This window comes from Bacillus sp. CD3-5 (assembly GCF_006349665.1).
Classification (GTDB): Bacteria; Bacillota; Bacilli; order Bacillales; family Bacillaceae_G; genus Bacillus_A; species Bacillus_A paranthracis.
Window position 1 is genome coordinate 34,581 of record NZ_VEPX01000016.1, and the last position, 15,376, is coordinate 49,956.

A 15,376-nucleotide genomic window follows, 5' to 3' on the forward strand; every position below is an offset into this window, starting at 1 on the left:
GAAAAATGAATCGCTTAAAACAATTTCTTAAAACCTCAGGTGTTTTTTTTATTGGAAATACTTTAACCAAAATAATTAGTTTTTTGCTATTACCACTATATACTTCAAAATTGGCACCAGAAGCATTCGGTTATTATGATTTAACTATCTCGGTATTATCTCTTATAGTTCCTATAGTCTTTTTTCAAATATGGGATGGTGTTTTTCGATTCACGTTTGATTATAAGGATAATATAGATAAGTATAAAGTTATCTCCAACGGTTTTATTATACAAGCTTCCGGTATAATATGTTATATTGCGGTATTTTGTATATTTAATTATTTGTATGAGGTTAGATGTAGAGAATTAATTTTCATCTATGGAGTGTTAGTTGCTTTCCAATACTTTTATAATTGTGTAGCTAGAAGTTTCTCTAAAAACTCAGCACTCGTAATGACTGGTTTATTGAACAGCATAATTAATTTAACACTAAATTTTATACTTATTTCTTATTATGATTTTGGAATTGAAGCTTTATATCTTTCATATATTATAGGTACAGCAGTTCAAGTGGTATTTTTAGAGGTTAAATTAAAAATCTTAAAGAACCTTAGTTTAAATACTATTTCGCTTAATTTAGTGATCAAAATGGTGAAATTTTCTTTACCGCTTTGTATTTTAACTGCTTCTTATTGGTTACTCAGTGGGTTTACTAGGTTCATGATTAGTAATGAACTCGGGATGTTTGAGAATGGCCTATTTGCGGTAGCGAATCGATTTACGGCTTTCCTTATGTTTATTGTAAATGTTTTTCAGTTTGCTTGGTATGAAATGTCCTATAGCTTGGTAGGAGATAAAAACAAAGAGAAGTATTTTAGCATGAGTATTAATTTTATAATGCGGTTAGTTTTATTTCTTGGAGCGCCGCTTCTTATCTTAATTAAATTAATTTTCCCATATTTTATATCGGATTCATACAAAGAGGCCTTAATTATTCTACCTATTCTTTTTACGGGTGTTTTATTAAATTCTTTTACTAGCTTTGCAAGTACCCTCTTTTTAGCAGAAAAAGATTCTAAAAAATTACTAATTCCAACTTTATTTGCTGCATTTGTGAATATATTAGGTTTGACATTTTTAACAAAACCCTTTGGTTTAATTGGTGCTACATTAGCTTTAGCACTTTCATATTTTACTAATGCTGTTTTGATTATAATCAAGTTGAATAGTGCCTATAATATAAGATTAAATAATAAAATGGCGATAACAGGAATATTAATTTATGGTGTATCGATTTTAATTTTTTATTATAATTATCAAGCGGTTTATTTAATGATTGCTTTTCTTGCATTGTTAATAATTTCTATATATATGTTTAAAGATATTATTGGGATGGGGATAAAAATTCTAAAAAACTATAAAAAACTATAAAATAAATTATAGGAATCTTTTTAAAAATATTTACTTAATAATACATATAAAGGTATGAATAATTAAGTCTATATCTTTATATGTGGTAGGTGTATCATACAAATATTAAATTAGTTTTACACACTGAGCTTAGATTAGAGAGAGGTATGTTAATTTGTTAAATAATAAAATAGGAAAATTGGAAGATAGTATTACAATTTTTACCCCAACATATAATAGAGGCTATATAATTAAAAATTGTTATGAAAGTTTATGCCGTCAAAATAACAAAAATTTTACTTGGCTAATTGTGGATGATGGTTCGACAGATAATACTGAAAAGCTAATAGAATCATTTATACAGGACAAAAAAATAAAAATAAATTACATTAAGCAAGACAACAGTGGAAAACATGTTGCACATAATACAGCTGTAAGAGCTTGCGAGACAGAGGTATTTGTATGTGTAGATTCTGATGATTATCTATCAGATGATGCAGTTCAAACTTTGTATAATGAGTGGGATTATATAAAAAATGATGATGAATTAGCTGGAGTTATAGGGTTAAGGGGAGAGAGTGTAACGCAACCTATAGGGACTTGGATGCCGGAAGATATAGAAAAATCATCTATTTTTAATCTCTATGCAAAATATAAATTTAAAGGCGATACAATAATTGCATTTAAAACTAGTATTTTAAAGGAATTTCAATTTCCGATATTTGAAAACGAAAAATTTGTCACCGAAGCAGTGATTTATGATAAAATCAGTCAAAGATATAAGATGAAATTATTAAATAAAGTCTTATATATCTGTGAGTATTTAAATGATGGTTATACTAGAAATATTTATTCAATACATAAGAAGAATCCTAATGGATATATCTATTTCTTAAACCAACGAATTCATATGGCTAAAGGGTTTAGTGCTACATGTTTAGCTGTATCTTATTATTTTGCAGGATGCTTACAAATTAATAATATGTCGTACTATAAAAAATATGACAATAAACTTATTAAAATAATAGCTATTCCAAGAGGGATATGGATATATGTTAAGCCGTTTATAAAGAATAAACTTAAAAAATATATAAGTGGAAAATAATTTAAATAAATCTAAATGGCTGATAACAAAACGATAAATTTATTAGCTATTCATTTTGGCAAAGTAGTTGATTATAAAAGCGAATTTAATATATGTTATTATTCTCTTTATCAGACCTAGCTAAAATGATTTAGGAGGAAGGTTATAATAATGAAAAAGAAAATCCTATTATGGATACTAGGGATTATAGGGGTAATGATTATAGGTGGAGGAGTATATGCCTATAATGTATATTCTAAAGTCTCAAAAACATTGGATGAAGTACATAAACCATTAAAGCGTGACGAAGGTAATAAACAAGAAGAAAAAATCAATAAATCTGAACCTGTATCTATCCTATTACTAGGAGCTGATGAACGTGGTGAAGATAAAGGGCGCTCAGATTCTTTAATGGTTATTACTTTAAATCCTAAAAATAATTCAATGAAAACTGTAAGTATTCCTCGTGATACGTATACTGAAATTGTTGGAAAAGGTAAAAGTGATAAAATCAACCATGCGTATGCATTTGGTGGCGTAGATATGTCTGTCGCAACTGTAGAAAAGTTCTTAAATGTACCTATTAACTACTATATTGAAGTGAATATGGAAGGGTTTAAGGATATTGTCGATGCAGTAGGCGGTGTAGATGTAAATAATGATTTAGAGTTTTCTTTAGAAGGAAAGCACTTCCAAAAAGGGAATATCCACTTAACTGGTGACCAAGCTTTAGCATATACACGTATGCGTAAAGAAGATCCTCGCGGAGACTTCGGACGTCAAATGCGCCAACGTCAAGTAATGCAAGCTGTTATTAAGAAAGGCGCAAGTTTCTCTTCTTTATCAAGCTATGGTGATGTGTTAACAGCGATTCAAAAGAATGTGAAGACAAACTTAACGCAAGATCAAATGTTTGATATGCAAAAGAATTATAAAGATTGCTTGAAAAACAGTGAAGAAATCCAAATCCCAGGTGACGGTCACAAAGCCGCTGATGGTATTTGGTACTACTATGTTCCAGATGCAGCGAAACAAGATATTACGAATAAGTTAAGAGCGCATCTTGAAGTGATGAAGTAATATGTAATAACCCAACTCCTTTGGTAGGAGTTGGGTTTATTTTTGCGTGAATTTATATTAGTATTATATGTTGTGAGAATAATAGATGAGGTGAATCGATGAATAAGAAAGCAGTACTTGTCCTAGTTATTTTTGTATTGTTTGTCGCTTCGGTTGTGAGCGGTAAATTATACTGGAATAAGAAGATTGCGAATGCAACAGGGCAGACGAGTGAAGTAACGAAAACGAAGTCTGAAGTGAAAGATAGTGGAGCGAAGAAACCTGAGAAGAAACAAGATGCGAAGTCATCTTTTAATGAGGCATATGCGAAGAACTTGCCAGATGCAGTGAAAGAGAAGGTAAAGAAAGCTGCTGAGGATAAAAAGGCAGTAAATCTTGTTATTGTTGGTGATGAAGCTTCTTCATCTGCAAAAGATGCTTGGGCAGCTAAGCTAACAGCTAATTTAGAAACTGCTTACGGTAAAGGTATATGGAATGTGAAGGTAAAGGAATATAAGGGTGAAAGCACAGAAGAGTTAATTGCGAATAAACGTGATAAAGAGATTGCGAAGGAAAATCCAGATGTGATTTTATTTGAACCACCGTTTATTACTGACAATGGTAAAACTGGTAATGGAAACTCTGTTGCGAGTACACAGAAGTTTGTACAAGCACTTTCTACTAGCGCGAAGGGTGCTACAATTATGATTCAGCCATCAAACCCAGTGTATGGTGCGAAGAATTATCCAAAAGCAATTGAGGCGTTAAAGCAATTTGCGACGCAAAATGGTTATACATATGTGGATCATTGGGGAGCATGGCCTGATGCATCAACGAAAGCTATCTTGCCGTACTTAACAGAAGAGTTCGGTTTCCCAAGTGCTAAAGGTCACGAAGTTTGGGCACAATATGTAACGGATTATTTCGTTGCTAAGTAATAAAGGTACACAAAAGGTATACGAGCAATCGTATACCTTTTATAATAAGAGAGTGAATAAGAAATCCTAATATATAGTAGGAGGAAGACAATGAATTCAATCCTAATCTGCGGCGGAGCTGGTTATATCGGTTCTCACGCTGTGAAAAGGTTAGTAGACGAAGGGTTATCTGTAGTAGTAGTAGATAACTTACAAACGGGTCATGAAGATGCAATTACAGAAGGTGCGAAGTTTTATAATGGCGATCTTCGTGATAAAGCATTTTTAAGAGATGTTTTTACACAAGAAAATATTGAGGCAGTTATGCATTTCGCAGCTGATTCTTTAGTTGGAGTTAGTATGGAGAAGCCTCTGCAATATTATAATAATAACGTGTATGGTGCACTTTGCTTATTAGAGGTAATGGATGAGTTTAAGGTAGATAAGTTTATTTTCTCTTCTACTGCGGCGACGTATGGTGAGGTAGATGTAGACCTTATTACTGAGGAAACGATGACAAATCCAACGAATACGTATGGAGAGACGAAGTTAGCAATCGAGAAGATGCTTCATTGGTATAGCCAAGCTTCTAATTTACGTTATAAGATTTTCAGATACTTTAATGTGGCTGGTGCAACTCCAAATGGTATTATTGGGGAAGATCACCGTCCAGAGACGCATTTAATTCCTCTTGTATTGCAAGTGGCGTTAGGTCAACGTGAGAAGATTATGATGTTTGGTGATGACTATCATACACCAGATGGTACTTGTATCCGTGATTATATTCATGTTGAAGATTTAGTGGCAGCTCACTTCTTAGGCCTTAAAGACTTGCAGAACGGCGGAGAAAGTGATTTCTATAACTTAGGAAATGGTAATGGTTTCAGTGTAAAAGAAATTGTTGATGCAGTTCGTGAAGTTACAAATCATGAAATTCCAGCTGAAGTAGCACCGCGCCGTGCGGGAGATCCAGCACGTTTAGTTGCTTCTTCTCAGAAAGCGAAAGAGAAGCTAGGTTGGGATCCTCAGTATGTAAATGTGAAGACAATCATTGAGCATGCTTGGAATTGGCATCAGAAGAAACCTAATGGGTATGATAAGTAAGACTAATAAGTGAAGGAGAGGGTATTGTCGTTCAACATATGTTCGACAATACCCTCTCTTTTTTTATAAGATTTTTGCTATACTAAACTGTACTATAATACAGGATGGAAGGAGGAGAACAATGAAAATACTTGTAGTGGATGATGAGTCGAGTATTCGTAATTTGATTCGGATGCAGCTTGAGATGGAAGGATATGAAGTGCTTACGGCGGCTGACGGGAGAGAAGCTTTAGAGAGATGGAATGAAGGGCCGGATGTTTTGATTTTGGATGTTATGCTTCCAGATACAGATGGGTATGAGTTACTTCGTTTGTTCCGGGAGAAGGATCGGGATATTCCAGTGCTCATGTTAACTGCGAAGAGTCAGATGAATGATAAATTGCTTGGCTTGCAGCTTGGGGCAGATGATTATGTGACGAAGCCATTTAATTATGCTGAGCTTATTCTTCGGGTCAAGAATATGACGCGGCGCGTGAAGAAGAAAGAGGTAACGGTAAGCCATGAAGTAATCGAGGCGGGAGAGATAACGATCTGTCCTAAGGAAAGAAAAGTGCAAGTGAGTGGACAAGAGGTTCAGTTAACGTACAGAGAGTTTAATTTATGTCAGTTGTTTGTTTCCAATCCGCAGCGTGTATTTATGAGAGATGAGTTACTTGAGAAAGTATGGGGATTTGAGTATATCGGAAATACGAGAGCGGTTGATATTATGGTACAAAGATTGCGGAAGAAGCTCGGGAATAGCGGGGAATATATTAAGACAATTTATGGCGTTGGCTATAAACTAGATTGTTAAGTGGTGATGGTATGTCTTTAAAAAGAAATATGGTGTTTGGAATCGTTGGACTGTTAATCCCGATATTTGTTCTTTTGTACGCAGTTGTTTATATTACGTTAGAAAAGAATATGTATCATAACGCGGCAAATTCTTTAGAAAAGTTAAGTGTAGAAGCACAAATTTATACGATGAATTATTTAGAGAAGGAAGCAGAGGTAGAGACGCTCGGTCCGAATTCACTTTTAATCGCTTCTTATTTAGCGAAGCGCATGGATGTCCGTGTACAGATGATTGGGAAGAATGGAGATGTTGTTGCGGATACGCAAAAGGGAGCACTTCTTCATCGGAATATTGATATTGAGAGTTCCTTGAAGGGGAAGAAATCTTATGTGTTTGAAGAGGGAGACCCAGCTCCAATTCTTTTGTTTTCAAGCCCAGTTTATTATGGAAACGATGTCATTGGGAGTGTTCGTTTTATAAATGAGTTAACGGGTGAGAAGGAAGTTTTAACAAATGTCGGTTGGACGTTTTTAATGACGTCTCTTTGCCTCGTAGCTGCAGGTATTTTCTTTGCAATTCGTTTGGCGAAGTCTCTTCATAAGCCGATTGATCAGTTAAGACAAATGGCGCACCGGCTTGCGAATGGTGATTATAAAAGTAAGATTGAGTTAAATGAATATGTGGAAATTGCGCAGCTTTCAGCGTCTTTTAATGCGATGGCTGATGGGATTGAACTACATATTAAGCAATTGAAGGAAGAGAAAGAGAAGCAGAAAGATTTCTTAGACCGCATTACGCATGAGCTAAAAACACCGCTAACGGCGATTATTGGCTATGTGGATTTAATTCCGAAGTTAAAGGCGAAGGAAGATGTACAGGAGAGCTTGCGCTATGTAGCTGTAGAAAGTGAGCGTTTATTATCACTTGTAGAGGAATTACTTAAGTCTTCAAAGTACGGGACAAGTACGTTTGAAATATCACCTACAGTTGTGAATATAAAGGAATTAGCCGAAGAAGCAGTTTCAATCGTGAAACCTCGTCTGCAGAAGTTTGAGATTGAAGTTATTAATGAGTTAACAGATGTGTATGTTGTTGCCGATTTCGATAAGACGAAACAGATCTTCTTAAATGTGCTTGATAATGCGATAAAATATAGCGATGCTACGCAAATTCGTATGAATGTCATTGTAAATGAACATGAGGCAAAAGTTTTTGTTCATGATGATGGCATTGGTATAGATGAAGGGGTGCTGGCAGAGTGGAATGAATCGCCAGAAGGGAAGGTACTTTCTTCTAGTTACGGGAATGGTTACGGTTTGTATATTTGTCAGGAGATTATGAGTAAGCAGGGCGGAAGCATGCGGATTGAGAGTAGTGAAGAGATTGGTACTACCATATTTATTACATTCTTACTTCCGAGACGGATGGAAGACATAAAAAACTTGAAAGCGGTTAAATGATACATTTATGAAACAATTATGCGGTATTTTCGAAACAACGTTTTTTTATCTTGGAGGTAGGCAGAAATGAAAAGGCTATCATTTCAAATTCTTATGTTTGTCTTTTGTATCATTGTTTCTCTTATTTTGTTTTATGTGATGGAGAAGCAAATATATAATCGGATCACAATCGTGAATGACAAACAAGCTGTTTTACAAAGAGTGAATGAATCCCTGCCTACTGAAATGAAGGTTAGGCATGAAAAGTGGGGAGAAATTGTTATAACGGATGAAGTTCGTTTGCATACGATTGTTTCATTTTTTGACCGAATTCAAATTAATCCGAGTGAAGCTAAGAATCAAGAACAAGTATTTACTGGAGAAGTAACGTACTTGAATGGACAGAAACGTACTTTTGCAGTAGGTGACTTGTTCCAGTACGGGGCTGATATGTACGGAAAGAATGGTACGGATCCAATGATTTCAGCATTGCAAACGTATTTGTTAAGCCTGTATTACACACCAGAACGTATTCATGATTTTTTTGCGTCAGCACAGGATGTCATAGTACGCCAAGGTGGTGTAGAACGTACGGTGAATCTTACGCACATACTTGATTCGATTCGGTACGCAAAGCAAATTACAGATTACGGAGAAATCCAGAAGTTATTACAATCACAGAATGAACCGATCGCTTATGTTACTGCTTATAAAACTGGTAAGCGTATAAAGAATGAGCGTGAAGACATTCTTACTATTTCTGTGTATCCATCGTATTTTGTTGTGCAATATCTCGGTGATAATAATGGGAATGTCATGTATATGAAAAGCTCCCTCGCAAATGTATTTGTAAAGGAGAATGTGTCATGAGAAAGATAGCCTTTTTCTTCTTTTTGCTAGTAATTGGAGGAGCGATGTCTAGTTGCTCTCGAGATACGACCTCTATTAAATATAATAAAAGTGGTCTCCCTATTTTGAATGATCGTCATCTAGTTGCGTATGTAGCGGCTCGTGAGGAAGTTGGGGAAGCGTTGCTTTCATCATTTTGTAAACCACGCGGCTGTACGTATGAATTTATTCGTCTTTCGACAGAAGAGCTTCTTCGGAGGGTAGAAGAGGAAGCTGGAAATCCGAAAGCGGATATTATTATTGGCGGTACGGTAGACGCGCATCAAATGATGAAGCAAAAAAATCTATCTATTCCTGTTACGAGTCAGCATGCGAACCGTATTTCAAAAACTGTGAAAGATAAAGATGGTTATTGGTACGGTTATGAAGTAGAGAAGCTGGCAATTGCAATCAATAAAGAGCGGTGGAACGAGGAATTAGCACCGCTCGGACTTCCTTATCCATCAAGGTGGCAAGATTTATTAAATCCAGTATATAAGGGAAAGATTGTTATGCCAGATCCAAATGTTTCAGGAACAGCCTATACGTTTTTTCAATCACTTATTGATACTGTAGGTGAAGAGGAAGCGAAAGAATATGTTAAGAACTTTGCAGGGCAAGTTGGTGAAGTAACGGTGAATGGTTACATGCCAGTAGAGCTTGTTGCGAGTGGTGAATATATGATAGGCATCAACTTCATGGGAGATCAAAGAATGCTTCAAAAACAAGGCTTTCCAGTTGTAAGTATCGTACCTGAGCAAACAGGTCTATCTGTTAATGCGATTTCGAAACTAAAGCGTGCACCGAATGGTATTATTGCGGATTTATTTATTGATTATTGTTTATCAGAAGAAGCGGGTCACATTTTAGAAAAGGTTTCGTTTGGCGTGCCAACGATGTTTGCGAAGAACGAGAAAGAAATAGAAGGACAGCCGGTTAGGAGAACGAATCAACATATATCAAATAGCGGAATAATCGAGATATGGAATAGACAACGTCTCTCTCAGAAGTGAGAAAAGGAGACGAAAGAATATGTTTAAATGGCTCAAGCCAGCACCTGCAATTGAAAGATTGCCTGCGGATATGATCGACCGTGTATATCGATTACTACGTATTCGTGTGTTAATCGGAATTTCAGTTGGATATGCTGCTTATTATTTAGTTCGTAGTAATTTTAATTTATCTACTACATATTTAGTTGATGAGTTCGGATTTAGCACTACACAAATTGGGTTATTGGGTGCAGTAATGGCTGTTGTTTACGGACTTAGTAAATTCTTTATGGGTAATTTATCTGATAAGGCATTTGCTCAACGATTTATTGCAGTAGGTTTATTTTTATCTGGACTTGTTAATATTTGTTTCGGCTATGCATCTTCCTTTGGGATGATTTTAACATTACTTGTTCTAAACGGTATTGTGCAAGGTATGGGTGCACCACCTTGTAGTATCGTTATGACGAAATGGTTTTCAAAGAAAGAACGCGGTACGAAAACAGGTCTTTGGAATATTTCACATAACGTTGGAGCACTACTTGTTCCGCCATTCATTGGAATTGGTGTAGGTATTTTTGGGGAAAGTCATTGGCAAGGTGGCGTATTTATTTTCCCAGCGATTATCGCAATGGTAATTGCAGTTCTTGTTTGGATTAATGCGAAAGATACACCAGAATCAGAAGGTCTTCCGCCAATTGATGAATATCGTAATGATTATGAAGAGCTTGAAAAAGTAGATAACGCTAACAAGATGTCACCAAAAGAAATCTTAATGAAGTATGTAGTGAAAAATAAATTTGTATGGTTCTTATGTATTGCGAATGCATTTGTTTACTTAATTCGTTTCGGTGTTATTAACTGGGTACCAATTTATTTAACAACAGTTAAAGGTTTTACAAAAACAGAGGCGCATTTTGCGTATTCAATATTTGAAACAGCAGCGATTCCAAGTTCTTTAATTGTCGGTTTTTTAAGTGATAAATTATTCAAAGGGAAACGTATGCCGTTATGTGTTATAAGTATGGCTGGGGTTGTTGTTGGAACAATCGTGTATTGGCAAGCAACTAATATTATAGTTGTGAGTATTGCAGTTTCTATTATCGGTTGTTTAATTTATGTACCACAATTCTTAATCGGTTTAAGTGCAATGGAATTAGTACCGAAATTTGCAGTAGGTACGACAGTTGGTATGTGTGGTCTGTTCGGTTATGTTGGAGGAAGTTTCATAGCAAACGCCGCAATTGGTATTATTGTTGATCGTTCTGGCTGGGATGGTTGCTTCATGTTACTGTTAGCAGGTGGTATTTTATCAACAATATTCTTATTGATTGTTCAAATAGGACATGAGAGAAAAGCTTCTAAAGTAGCATAATATTTCATTTTAAAAAGCTATCCAGTTTATATACTGGATAGCTTTTATATTTTTATACGAGGAAAATCAGTATGTAAAATTGCAGTTTAATATGTAAATGATTTTTATTAATTAATATAATTTTTTTAGATTTAATAAACCAATTACGTACATAGTTAGACCAAAAAATCCGCCGCCACAGATGAAAATTACAACTTTAAATAAAGAAATAGAGATTTCCTCCGAACCTACATAGGGAAGGATATAATTCATAAAAACAAACATTTGAAAGCCCCAAAGCAAACCTGCTTTTAAGCCAGCTTTTCTTAATTTTTTCTTGTGTTGCAAATATTCTTCTTTTGTTGCACATTCAGTATCACTTAAACCTTTTTTCTTAAATTTAAAGGCTAAATAATTAGCGTAAATCATATTAGATAGAAAAACTAATATAGTTCCTATAGATATTGTATGGTTCATAGTATCAACAAGTAACATAATAAGCATGACCAACATATTTAACCACCATAAACCAATTCCAGCTACAGATAATTCTTTATTGATTTCTTGTTTTTGATATTCATCTCGCTCACTCATTGTTCCAACAAAACTATTATAAACTCTTTCTTTCCATTCAATTTTCATCATTTAATCTCCCTCCCAAAATAAACTGTTTAAATCTGTTTTTAGTGCTTTTGCTAATTCGATACATAAGGCTAAAGAGGGATTATATTTATTGTTTTCAATTAAGTTTATTGTCTGTCTCGCCACTTTAACTCTTTTAGCTAATTCTAGCTGCGAGAGACCTTCAGATTTTCGATATTGTTTAACGTTATTCAAATATAAGCCTCCTAGTTAATAGTTGTAGACCTTGTGCACCAGAATGTCATGTATATGTGACATTTTATAGTTGAATAAATGAAAAGTCAAATATATATGACAAAAATGATAGTGATGCAATTAGGAAAATAATTTTAATAATTTATCTTTGTGAGAAGTTTATTAATAAACGATAACTTTTCTTATATTACTATAATCTTTCCTTAAATCTATCTTAAAAGACATAATGTCATATTTCTAATCATTGGAATTTTTGTTACAATATAAATGGATGTGTAAAACTTTGTAAAAAGAATGTAATAATATGTAATTCATTTTCAGAAAGTTTTATACAATTTTTATATTAAACTATTAAGTTATAAAAAGGAGCGAGAATATGGTACCAAATACGGTTCGTACTCCAAACAAGAAGAAGAAATGGATTATTATCGGGGTTATTGCACTAATTGTTATTGTAGCAGCAGTTAATATTTTTGTAATGCAAGGTAAGAAAAAAGGCGCATCAACGTCTGCTGATGCTGTAAGTTTTGAGAAGGTAACGGAGCGAAAGCTGAATAATACGAAGTTAATTTCTGGTCAGGTAAAGCCTGGGAATATTGAAAGTTTTTATGCGGATCCGGCCAAAGGGAAAGTGAAAGATATTGAAGTAAAAGAAGGACAAGAGGTAGAGAAAGGTACGAAGTTATTCTCTTATGATAATGAAGAGATTAATTTGCAAATGAAGCAAGCTGAGCTTGATCAGAAGATGGCAGATATGCGTTATGATCAAGGGAAGAAGAAAATTGATTCGCTGAAGAAAGAAATTAAGAAAGCGAAAGATAGCGGAGCTGGGAAAGAAGTAACAGATCCGATGGAAGAGCAAGTAAGTGAGCTGGAGATAGCGCAAAAGACAACTGATCTTGAGAAAGAAAAAGGGAAGTTGCAGAAAGAAGAGTTAAGTAAAAAACAGAAAGAGCTTACGATTTATAGTAACTTTGCTGGTGTCGTTCAAAAGTTAGATAAAGATGCAGCGCAAAGTTCATCTCAAGCGTTAGGTGGTCAAGGGAAAGCATTTTTACAAGTGGCTTCTAAAGATCCATTCCAAATTCAAGGTACGTTAACGGAGCTTCAAAAATCACAAATTCAAAAGGATCAAACATTTACTGTAACTGCGAAAGCAAATAATAAGAAGAAGTGGACAGGTAAGATTACAGAAGTAAGTGAATTCCCAACAAGTGCAGAGATGGCGCAAGCTGGCGGTATGGGTGAAGCGACTCAAAATATGTCTCAATATACATATAAAGCAAGTCTTGATAGTCAAGATGGTTTATCTCCAGGTTATCACGTTTCTCTGCAAGTAAATTTAGAGAATAAGAAGATGGTTGCTGTTCCGACTAAGAGCATTGTAGAAAAAGATGATGATGCATTTGTTTATGTTGAGGATAAAGGAAAGCTTCGTAAACAAAATGTGAAAAAAGGTTCTACTGATGGGGACTGGACAGAGATTACTGAAGGCGTAACAGTGGGGCAAAAGGTGGTTAAAAATCCTTCCGACGATGTGTATGACGGAATGGAAGTGAAAGAGAAATGATTACGCTAAATCATATTGCTAAAACGTATTATCAAGGAAAATTGGCAGTGCCGATTTTGCATGGTATTAGTTTAACGATTCAGAGCGGCGAGTTCGTTTCGATTATGGGACCGTCTGGTTCTGGTAAATCAACGCTTATGAATATTATCGGTTGTTTAGATCGTCCAACAGAAGGCGAATATATGCTGAATGATGTGAATATCTTAACAGCAGACGAGTCAAAGCTTGCTTTAATTCGTAATGAATATATCGGTTTTGTGTTTCAGCACTTTAATTTGCTTCCGCGTCTTTCGGCAGTCGAAAATGTTGAGCTTCCGCTTGTATATGGCGGCATAAAGAAGGCAGAGCGTCGCAAGCGTGCTTTAGAGGCGCTTGGCAAAGTCGGATTAGCAGATCGCGTGCATCATTTACCGAACGAATTGTCAGGTGGACAGAAGCAGCGTGTCGCAATTGCAAGAGCAATCGCGAATAATCCAACATTCATTATGGCCGATGAGCCGACTGGTGCACTTGATACGAAGTCTGGTGAGCAAGTTATGGATATTTTCACGAAGTTAAATGCAGAAGGCACGACGATTGTTATGGTTACGCATGAAGAGGAAGTAGCAGCGTATTCTTCCCGCCGCATCGTACTGCGAGACGGGAAAATTACAGAAGATAGAAGGTGTGCGGTATGAGTTTACTAGATAGTATAAAAATTGCCCTCTCTTCTATTTTAGCTCATAAACTGCGTTCAGCTCTTACGATGCTCGGTATTATTATCGGCGTTGGTTCGATTATTACTGTCGTTGCAATTGGGCAAGGCGGGGAAGCGATGCTGAAGTCGAAATTCGCAGGTTCTGGCGGTAATAATCTTATGCCAATTCAATTTAAAGCAGATATTAATGATGAGTTTAATATGGGCGGGCATGAAATACCGAAGTTAACGGAAGAAGATATTATGGAAGTAAAACAAGTGAAGGATGTATCCCACGTTATTACAACAAATCAGGGAATGGAGATACTTGATGTAAATGATAAAAAGGCAAATCTGAATGTTATTGGTCTGGATAATGAATATTTTGCCGTTAATAAAGTAAAGGTCGTAAAGGGACGTACTTTAAGTGAATCAGATATTACTCATGCAAATAACGTTATGATGATTAGTACAAAAACAGAAGAAACGTTATTTAAGGACGTAAACCCAGTTGGACAAATTATTGAGATGAAGGGGCAGCCAATGCAAATTGTCGGTGTGTATACATCTGATAATGAGTTTATGGGATTTGAAATGGAAGAAGCATTAATCCCTCTTACGTTATGGCCTGTTTTATTCGGAACAGATAATATTCAAAATATCGCAATTCAAGCTAAAAATGTAGATGATTTAGAAGCAGCTGGGAAACAGGCTGTGGATGTATTAAATAGTCGTAAGCCAAGTGAAATTCCAGGTAAATATGAACTGGTGAATTTAAAAGAATTCCAAGAAAATGTTTCTAAAGTAACTAATATTATGACGATGATTATCGGTGGTATCGCGGGTATTTCATTAGTCGTTGGTGGTATTGGCGTTATGAACATTATGCTCGTATCTGTAACGGAGCGTACGCGCGAAATTGGGATACGTAAAGCACTTGGGGCAACGCGTAGTAAAATTTTATTACAGTTTTTAATTGAAGCAGTTATGTTAACACTTCTAGGTGGTTTGATCGGAATTGGTCTTGGATATGGCGGAGCATATATCGTTTCCACATTCGCAAAATGGCCACCTCTTGTTTCATGGGAAGTTGTCGTTGGCGGCGTATTATTCTCGATGACACTCGGCATTATTTTCGGATTAATTCCAGCAAATAAAGCTGCGAAATTAGATCCAATTGAAGCATTACGTTATGAGTAATTACTAGTGTAGTAGAACTATACACTACCGTTCTAGTGGGCGGTTCGTAGCCTCTATATGAGGAAGTGAACCGCCCGTTAGAACGGGTTA

Annotated in this window: 15 protein-coding genes; 13 read left to right on the top strand and 2 right to left on the bottom strand. The window is 35.4% G+C overall.

The genetic code is table 11. The features are described 5' to 3' along the window. Window positions 1-5: 5 nt before the first annotated feature. The 10 genes from FH036_RS23210 (at window position 6) to pgtP (ending at window position 11,024) form a co-directional block, all read left to right on the top strand. Entirely contained in the window at window positions 6-1,412 is a 1,407-nt protein-coding gene (locus FH036_RS23210) for a lipopolysaccharide biosynthesis protein (RefSeq protein ID WP_139896276.1), read from the top strand. 154 nt (window positions 1,413-1,566) lie between these two features. Then, the gene (locus FH036_RS23215) at window positions 1,567-2,496 is read left to right on the top strand and encodes a glycosyltransferase family A protein (protein ID WP_252650506.1); all 930 of its coding nucleotides are present in this window, start codon (window positions 1,567-1,569) and stop codon (window positions 2,494-2,496) included. Between the two features lie 150 nt (window positions 2,497-2,646). Next, on the top strand, window positions 2,647-3,555 hold the full coding sequence (gene tagU / locus FH036_RS23220) for a polyisoprenyl-teichoic acid--peptidoglycan teichoic acid transferase TagU (protein WP_139896277.1): 909 nt from the start codon (window positions 2,647-2,649) through the stop codon (window positions 3,553-3,555). A gap of 98 nt (window positions 3,556-3,653) precedes the next feature. Beyond that, on the top strand, window positions 3,654-4,472 hold the full coding sequence (locus FH036_RS23225; RefSeq protein WP_139896278.1) for an SGNH/GDSL hydrolase family protein: 819 nt from the start codon (window positions 3,654-3,656) through the stop codon (window positions 4,470-4,472). Between the two features lie 90 nt (window positions 4,473-4,562). Next, window positions 4,563-5,555: a UDP-glucose 4-epimerase GalE gene (galE, locus tag FH036_RS23230; RefSeq protein WP_001084665.1), complete on the top strand. Its 993-nt coding sequence runs from the start codon at window positions 4,563-4,565 to the stop codon at window positions 5,553-5,555. Between the two features lie 121 nt (window positions 5,556-5,676). Next, window positions 5,677-6,348 carry a response regulator transcription factor gene (locus FH036_RS23235; RefSeq protein ID WP_139896279.1) on the top strand — a complete coding sequence of 224 codons (672 nt, stop codon included), beginning with the start codon at window positions 5,677-5,679 and terminating at the stop codon, window positions 6,346-6,348. Between the two features lie 11 nt (window positions 6,349-6,359). After that, entirely contained in the window at window positions 6,360-7,790 is a 1,431-nt protein-coding gene (locus FH036_RS23240; protein ID WP_139896280.1) for a HAMP domain-containing sensor histidine kinase, read from the top strand. A 66-nt stretch (window positions 7,791-7,856) separates the two neighbouring features. Beyond that, window positions 7,857-8,639, top strand: a complete 783-nt coding sequence (locus FH036_RS23245; protein WP_139896281.1) for a DUF3919 family protein — start codon at window positions 7,857-7,859, stop codon at window positions 8,637-8,639. Next, window positions 8,636-9,670, top strand: a complete 1,035-nt coding sequence (locus FH036_RS23250; RefSeq protein WP_001225632.1) for an ABC transporter substrate-binding protein — start codon at window positions 8,636-8,638, stop codon at window positions 9,668-9,670. Before FH036_RS23245 ends, FH036_RS23250 begins: the two co-directional genes overlap by 4 nt. Before the next feature lie 19 nt (window positions 9,671-9,689). Beyond that, window positions 9,690-11,024, top strand: coding sequence for an MFS transporter (gene pgtP / locus FH036_RS23255; protein WP_000477581.1), 1,335 nt, complete (start codon window positions 9,690-9,692; stop codon window positions 11,022-11,024). A gap of 111 nt (window positions 11,025-11,135) precedes the next feature. On the opposite strand, the gene FH036_RS23260 is transcribed toward pgtP, so the two are convergent. Continuing rightward, a complete protein-coding gene (locus FH036_RS23260) occupies window positions 11,136-11,648 on the bottom strand; it encodes a DUF3278 domain-containing protein (RefSeq protein ID WP_098270281.1) in 513 nt (170 codons plus the stop codon). Next, window positions 11,649-11,840, bottom strand: coding sequence for a helix-turn-helix transcriptional regulator (locus FH036_RS23265; protein WP_001067018.1), 192 nt, complete (start codon window positions 11,838-11,840; stop codon window positions 11,649-11,651). A gap of 376 nt (window positions 11,841-12,216) precedes the next feature. Between FH036_RS23265 and FH036_RS23270 the strand changes: the two genes are divergently transcribed. The 3 genes from FH036_RS23270 to FH036_RS23280 are packed head-to-tail and all read left to right on the top strand — an operon-like array spanning window position 12,217 to window position 15,286. Continuing rightward, on the top strand, window positions 12,217-13,410 hold the full coding sequence (locus FH036_RS23270; protein ID WP_139896282.1) for an efflux RND transporter periplasmic adaptor subunit: 1,194 nt from the start codon (window positions 12,217-12,219) through the stop codon (window positions 13,408-13,410). Next, the gene (locus FH036_RS23275; protein WP_000631600.1) at window positions 13,407-14,087 is read left to right on the top strand and encodes an ABC transporter ATP-binding protein; all 681 of its coding nucleotides are present in this window, start codon (window positions 13,407-13,409) and stop codon (window positions 14,085-14,087) included. The genes FH036_RS23270 and FH036_RS23275 overlap by 4 nt, the downstream gene beginning before the upstream one ends. Next, the gene (locus FH036_RS23280; RefSeq protein WP_000054360.1) at window positions 14,084-15,286 is read left to right on the top strand and encodes an ABC transporter permease; all 1,203 of its coding nucleotides are present in this window, start codon (window positions 14,084-14,086) and stop codon (window positions 15,284-15,286) included. The genes FH036_RS23275 and FH036_RS23280 overlap by 4 nt, the downstream gene beginning before the upstream one ends. Window positions 15,287-15,376: the final 90 nt, after the last annotated feature.

Coding starts and splice junctions, on each gene's coding strand:
- pgtP (WP_000477581.1), top strand. CDS start 9,690: ATGTTTAAATGGCTCAAGCCAGCACCTGCAATTGAAAGATTGCCTGCG.
- FH036_RS23235 (WP_139896279.1), top strand. CDS start 5,677: ATGAAAATACTTGTAGTGGATGATGAGTCGAGTATTCGTAATTTGATT.
- FH036_RS23225 (WP_139896278.1), top strand. CDS start 3,654: ATGAATAAGAAAGCAGTACTTGTCCTAGTTATTTTTGTATTGTTTGTC.
- tagU (WP_139896277.1), top strand. CDS start 2,647: ATGAAAAAGAAAATCCTATTATGGATACTAGGGATTATAGGGGTAATG.
- FH036_RS23260 (WP_098270281.1), bottom strand. CDS start 11,648: ATGATGAAAATTGAATGGAAAGAAAGAGTTTATAATAGTTTTGTTGGA.
- FH036_RS23275 (WP_000631600.1), top strand. CDS start 13,407: ATGATTACGCTAAATCATATTGCTAAAACGTATTATCAAGGAAAATTG.
- galE (WP_001084665.1), top strand. CDS start 4,563: ATGAATTCAATCCTAATCTGCGGCGGAGCTGGTTATATCGGTTCTCAC.
- FH036_RS23245 (WP_139896281.1), top strand. CDS start 7,857: ATGAAAAGGCTATCATTTCAAATTCTTATGTTTGTCTTTTGTATCATT.
- FH036_RS23280 (WP_000054360.1), top strand. CDS start 14,084: ATGAGTTTACTAGATAGTATAAAAATTGCCCTCTCTTCTATTTTAGCT.
- FH036_RS23240 (WP_139896280.1), top strand. CDS start 6,360: ATGTCTTTAAAAAGAAATATGGTGTTTGGAATCGTTGGACTGTTAATC.
- FH036_RS23250 (WP_001225632.1), top strand. CDS start 8,636: ATGAGAAAGATAGCCTTTTTCTTCTTTTTGCTAGTAATTGGAGGAGCG.
- FH036_RS23210 (WP_139896276.1), top strand. CDS start 6: ATGAATCGCTTAAAACAATTTCTTAAAACCTCAGGTGTTTTTTTTATT.
- FH036_RS23270 (WP_139896282.1), top strand. CDS start 12,217: ATGGTACCAAATACGGTTCGTACTCCAAACAAGAAGAAGAAATGGATT.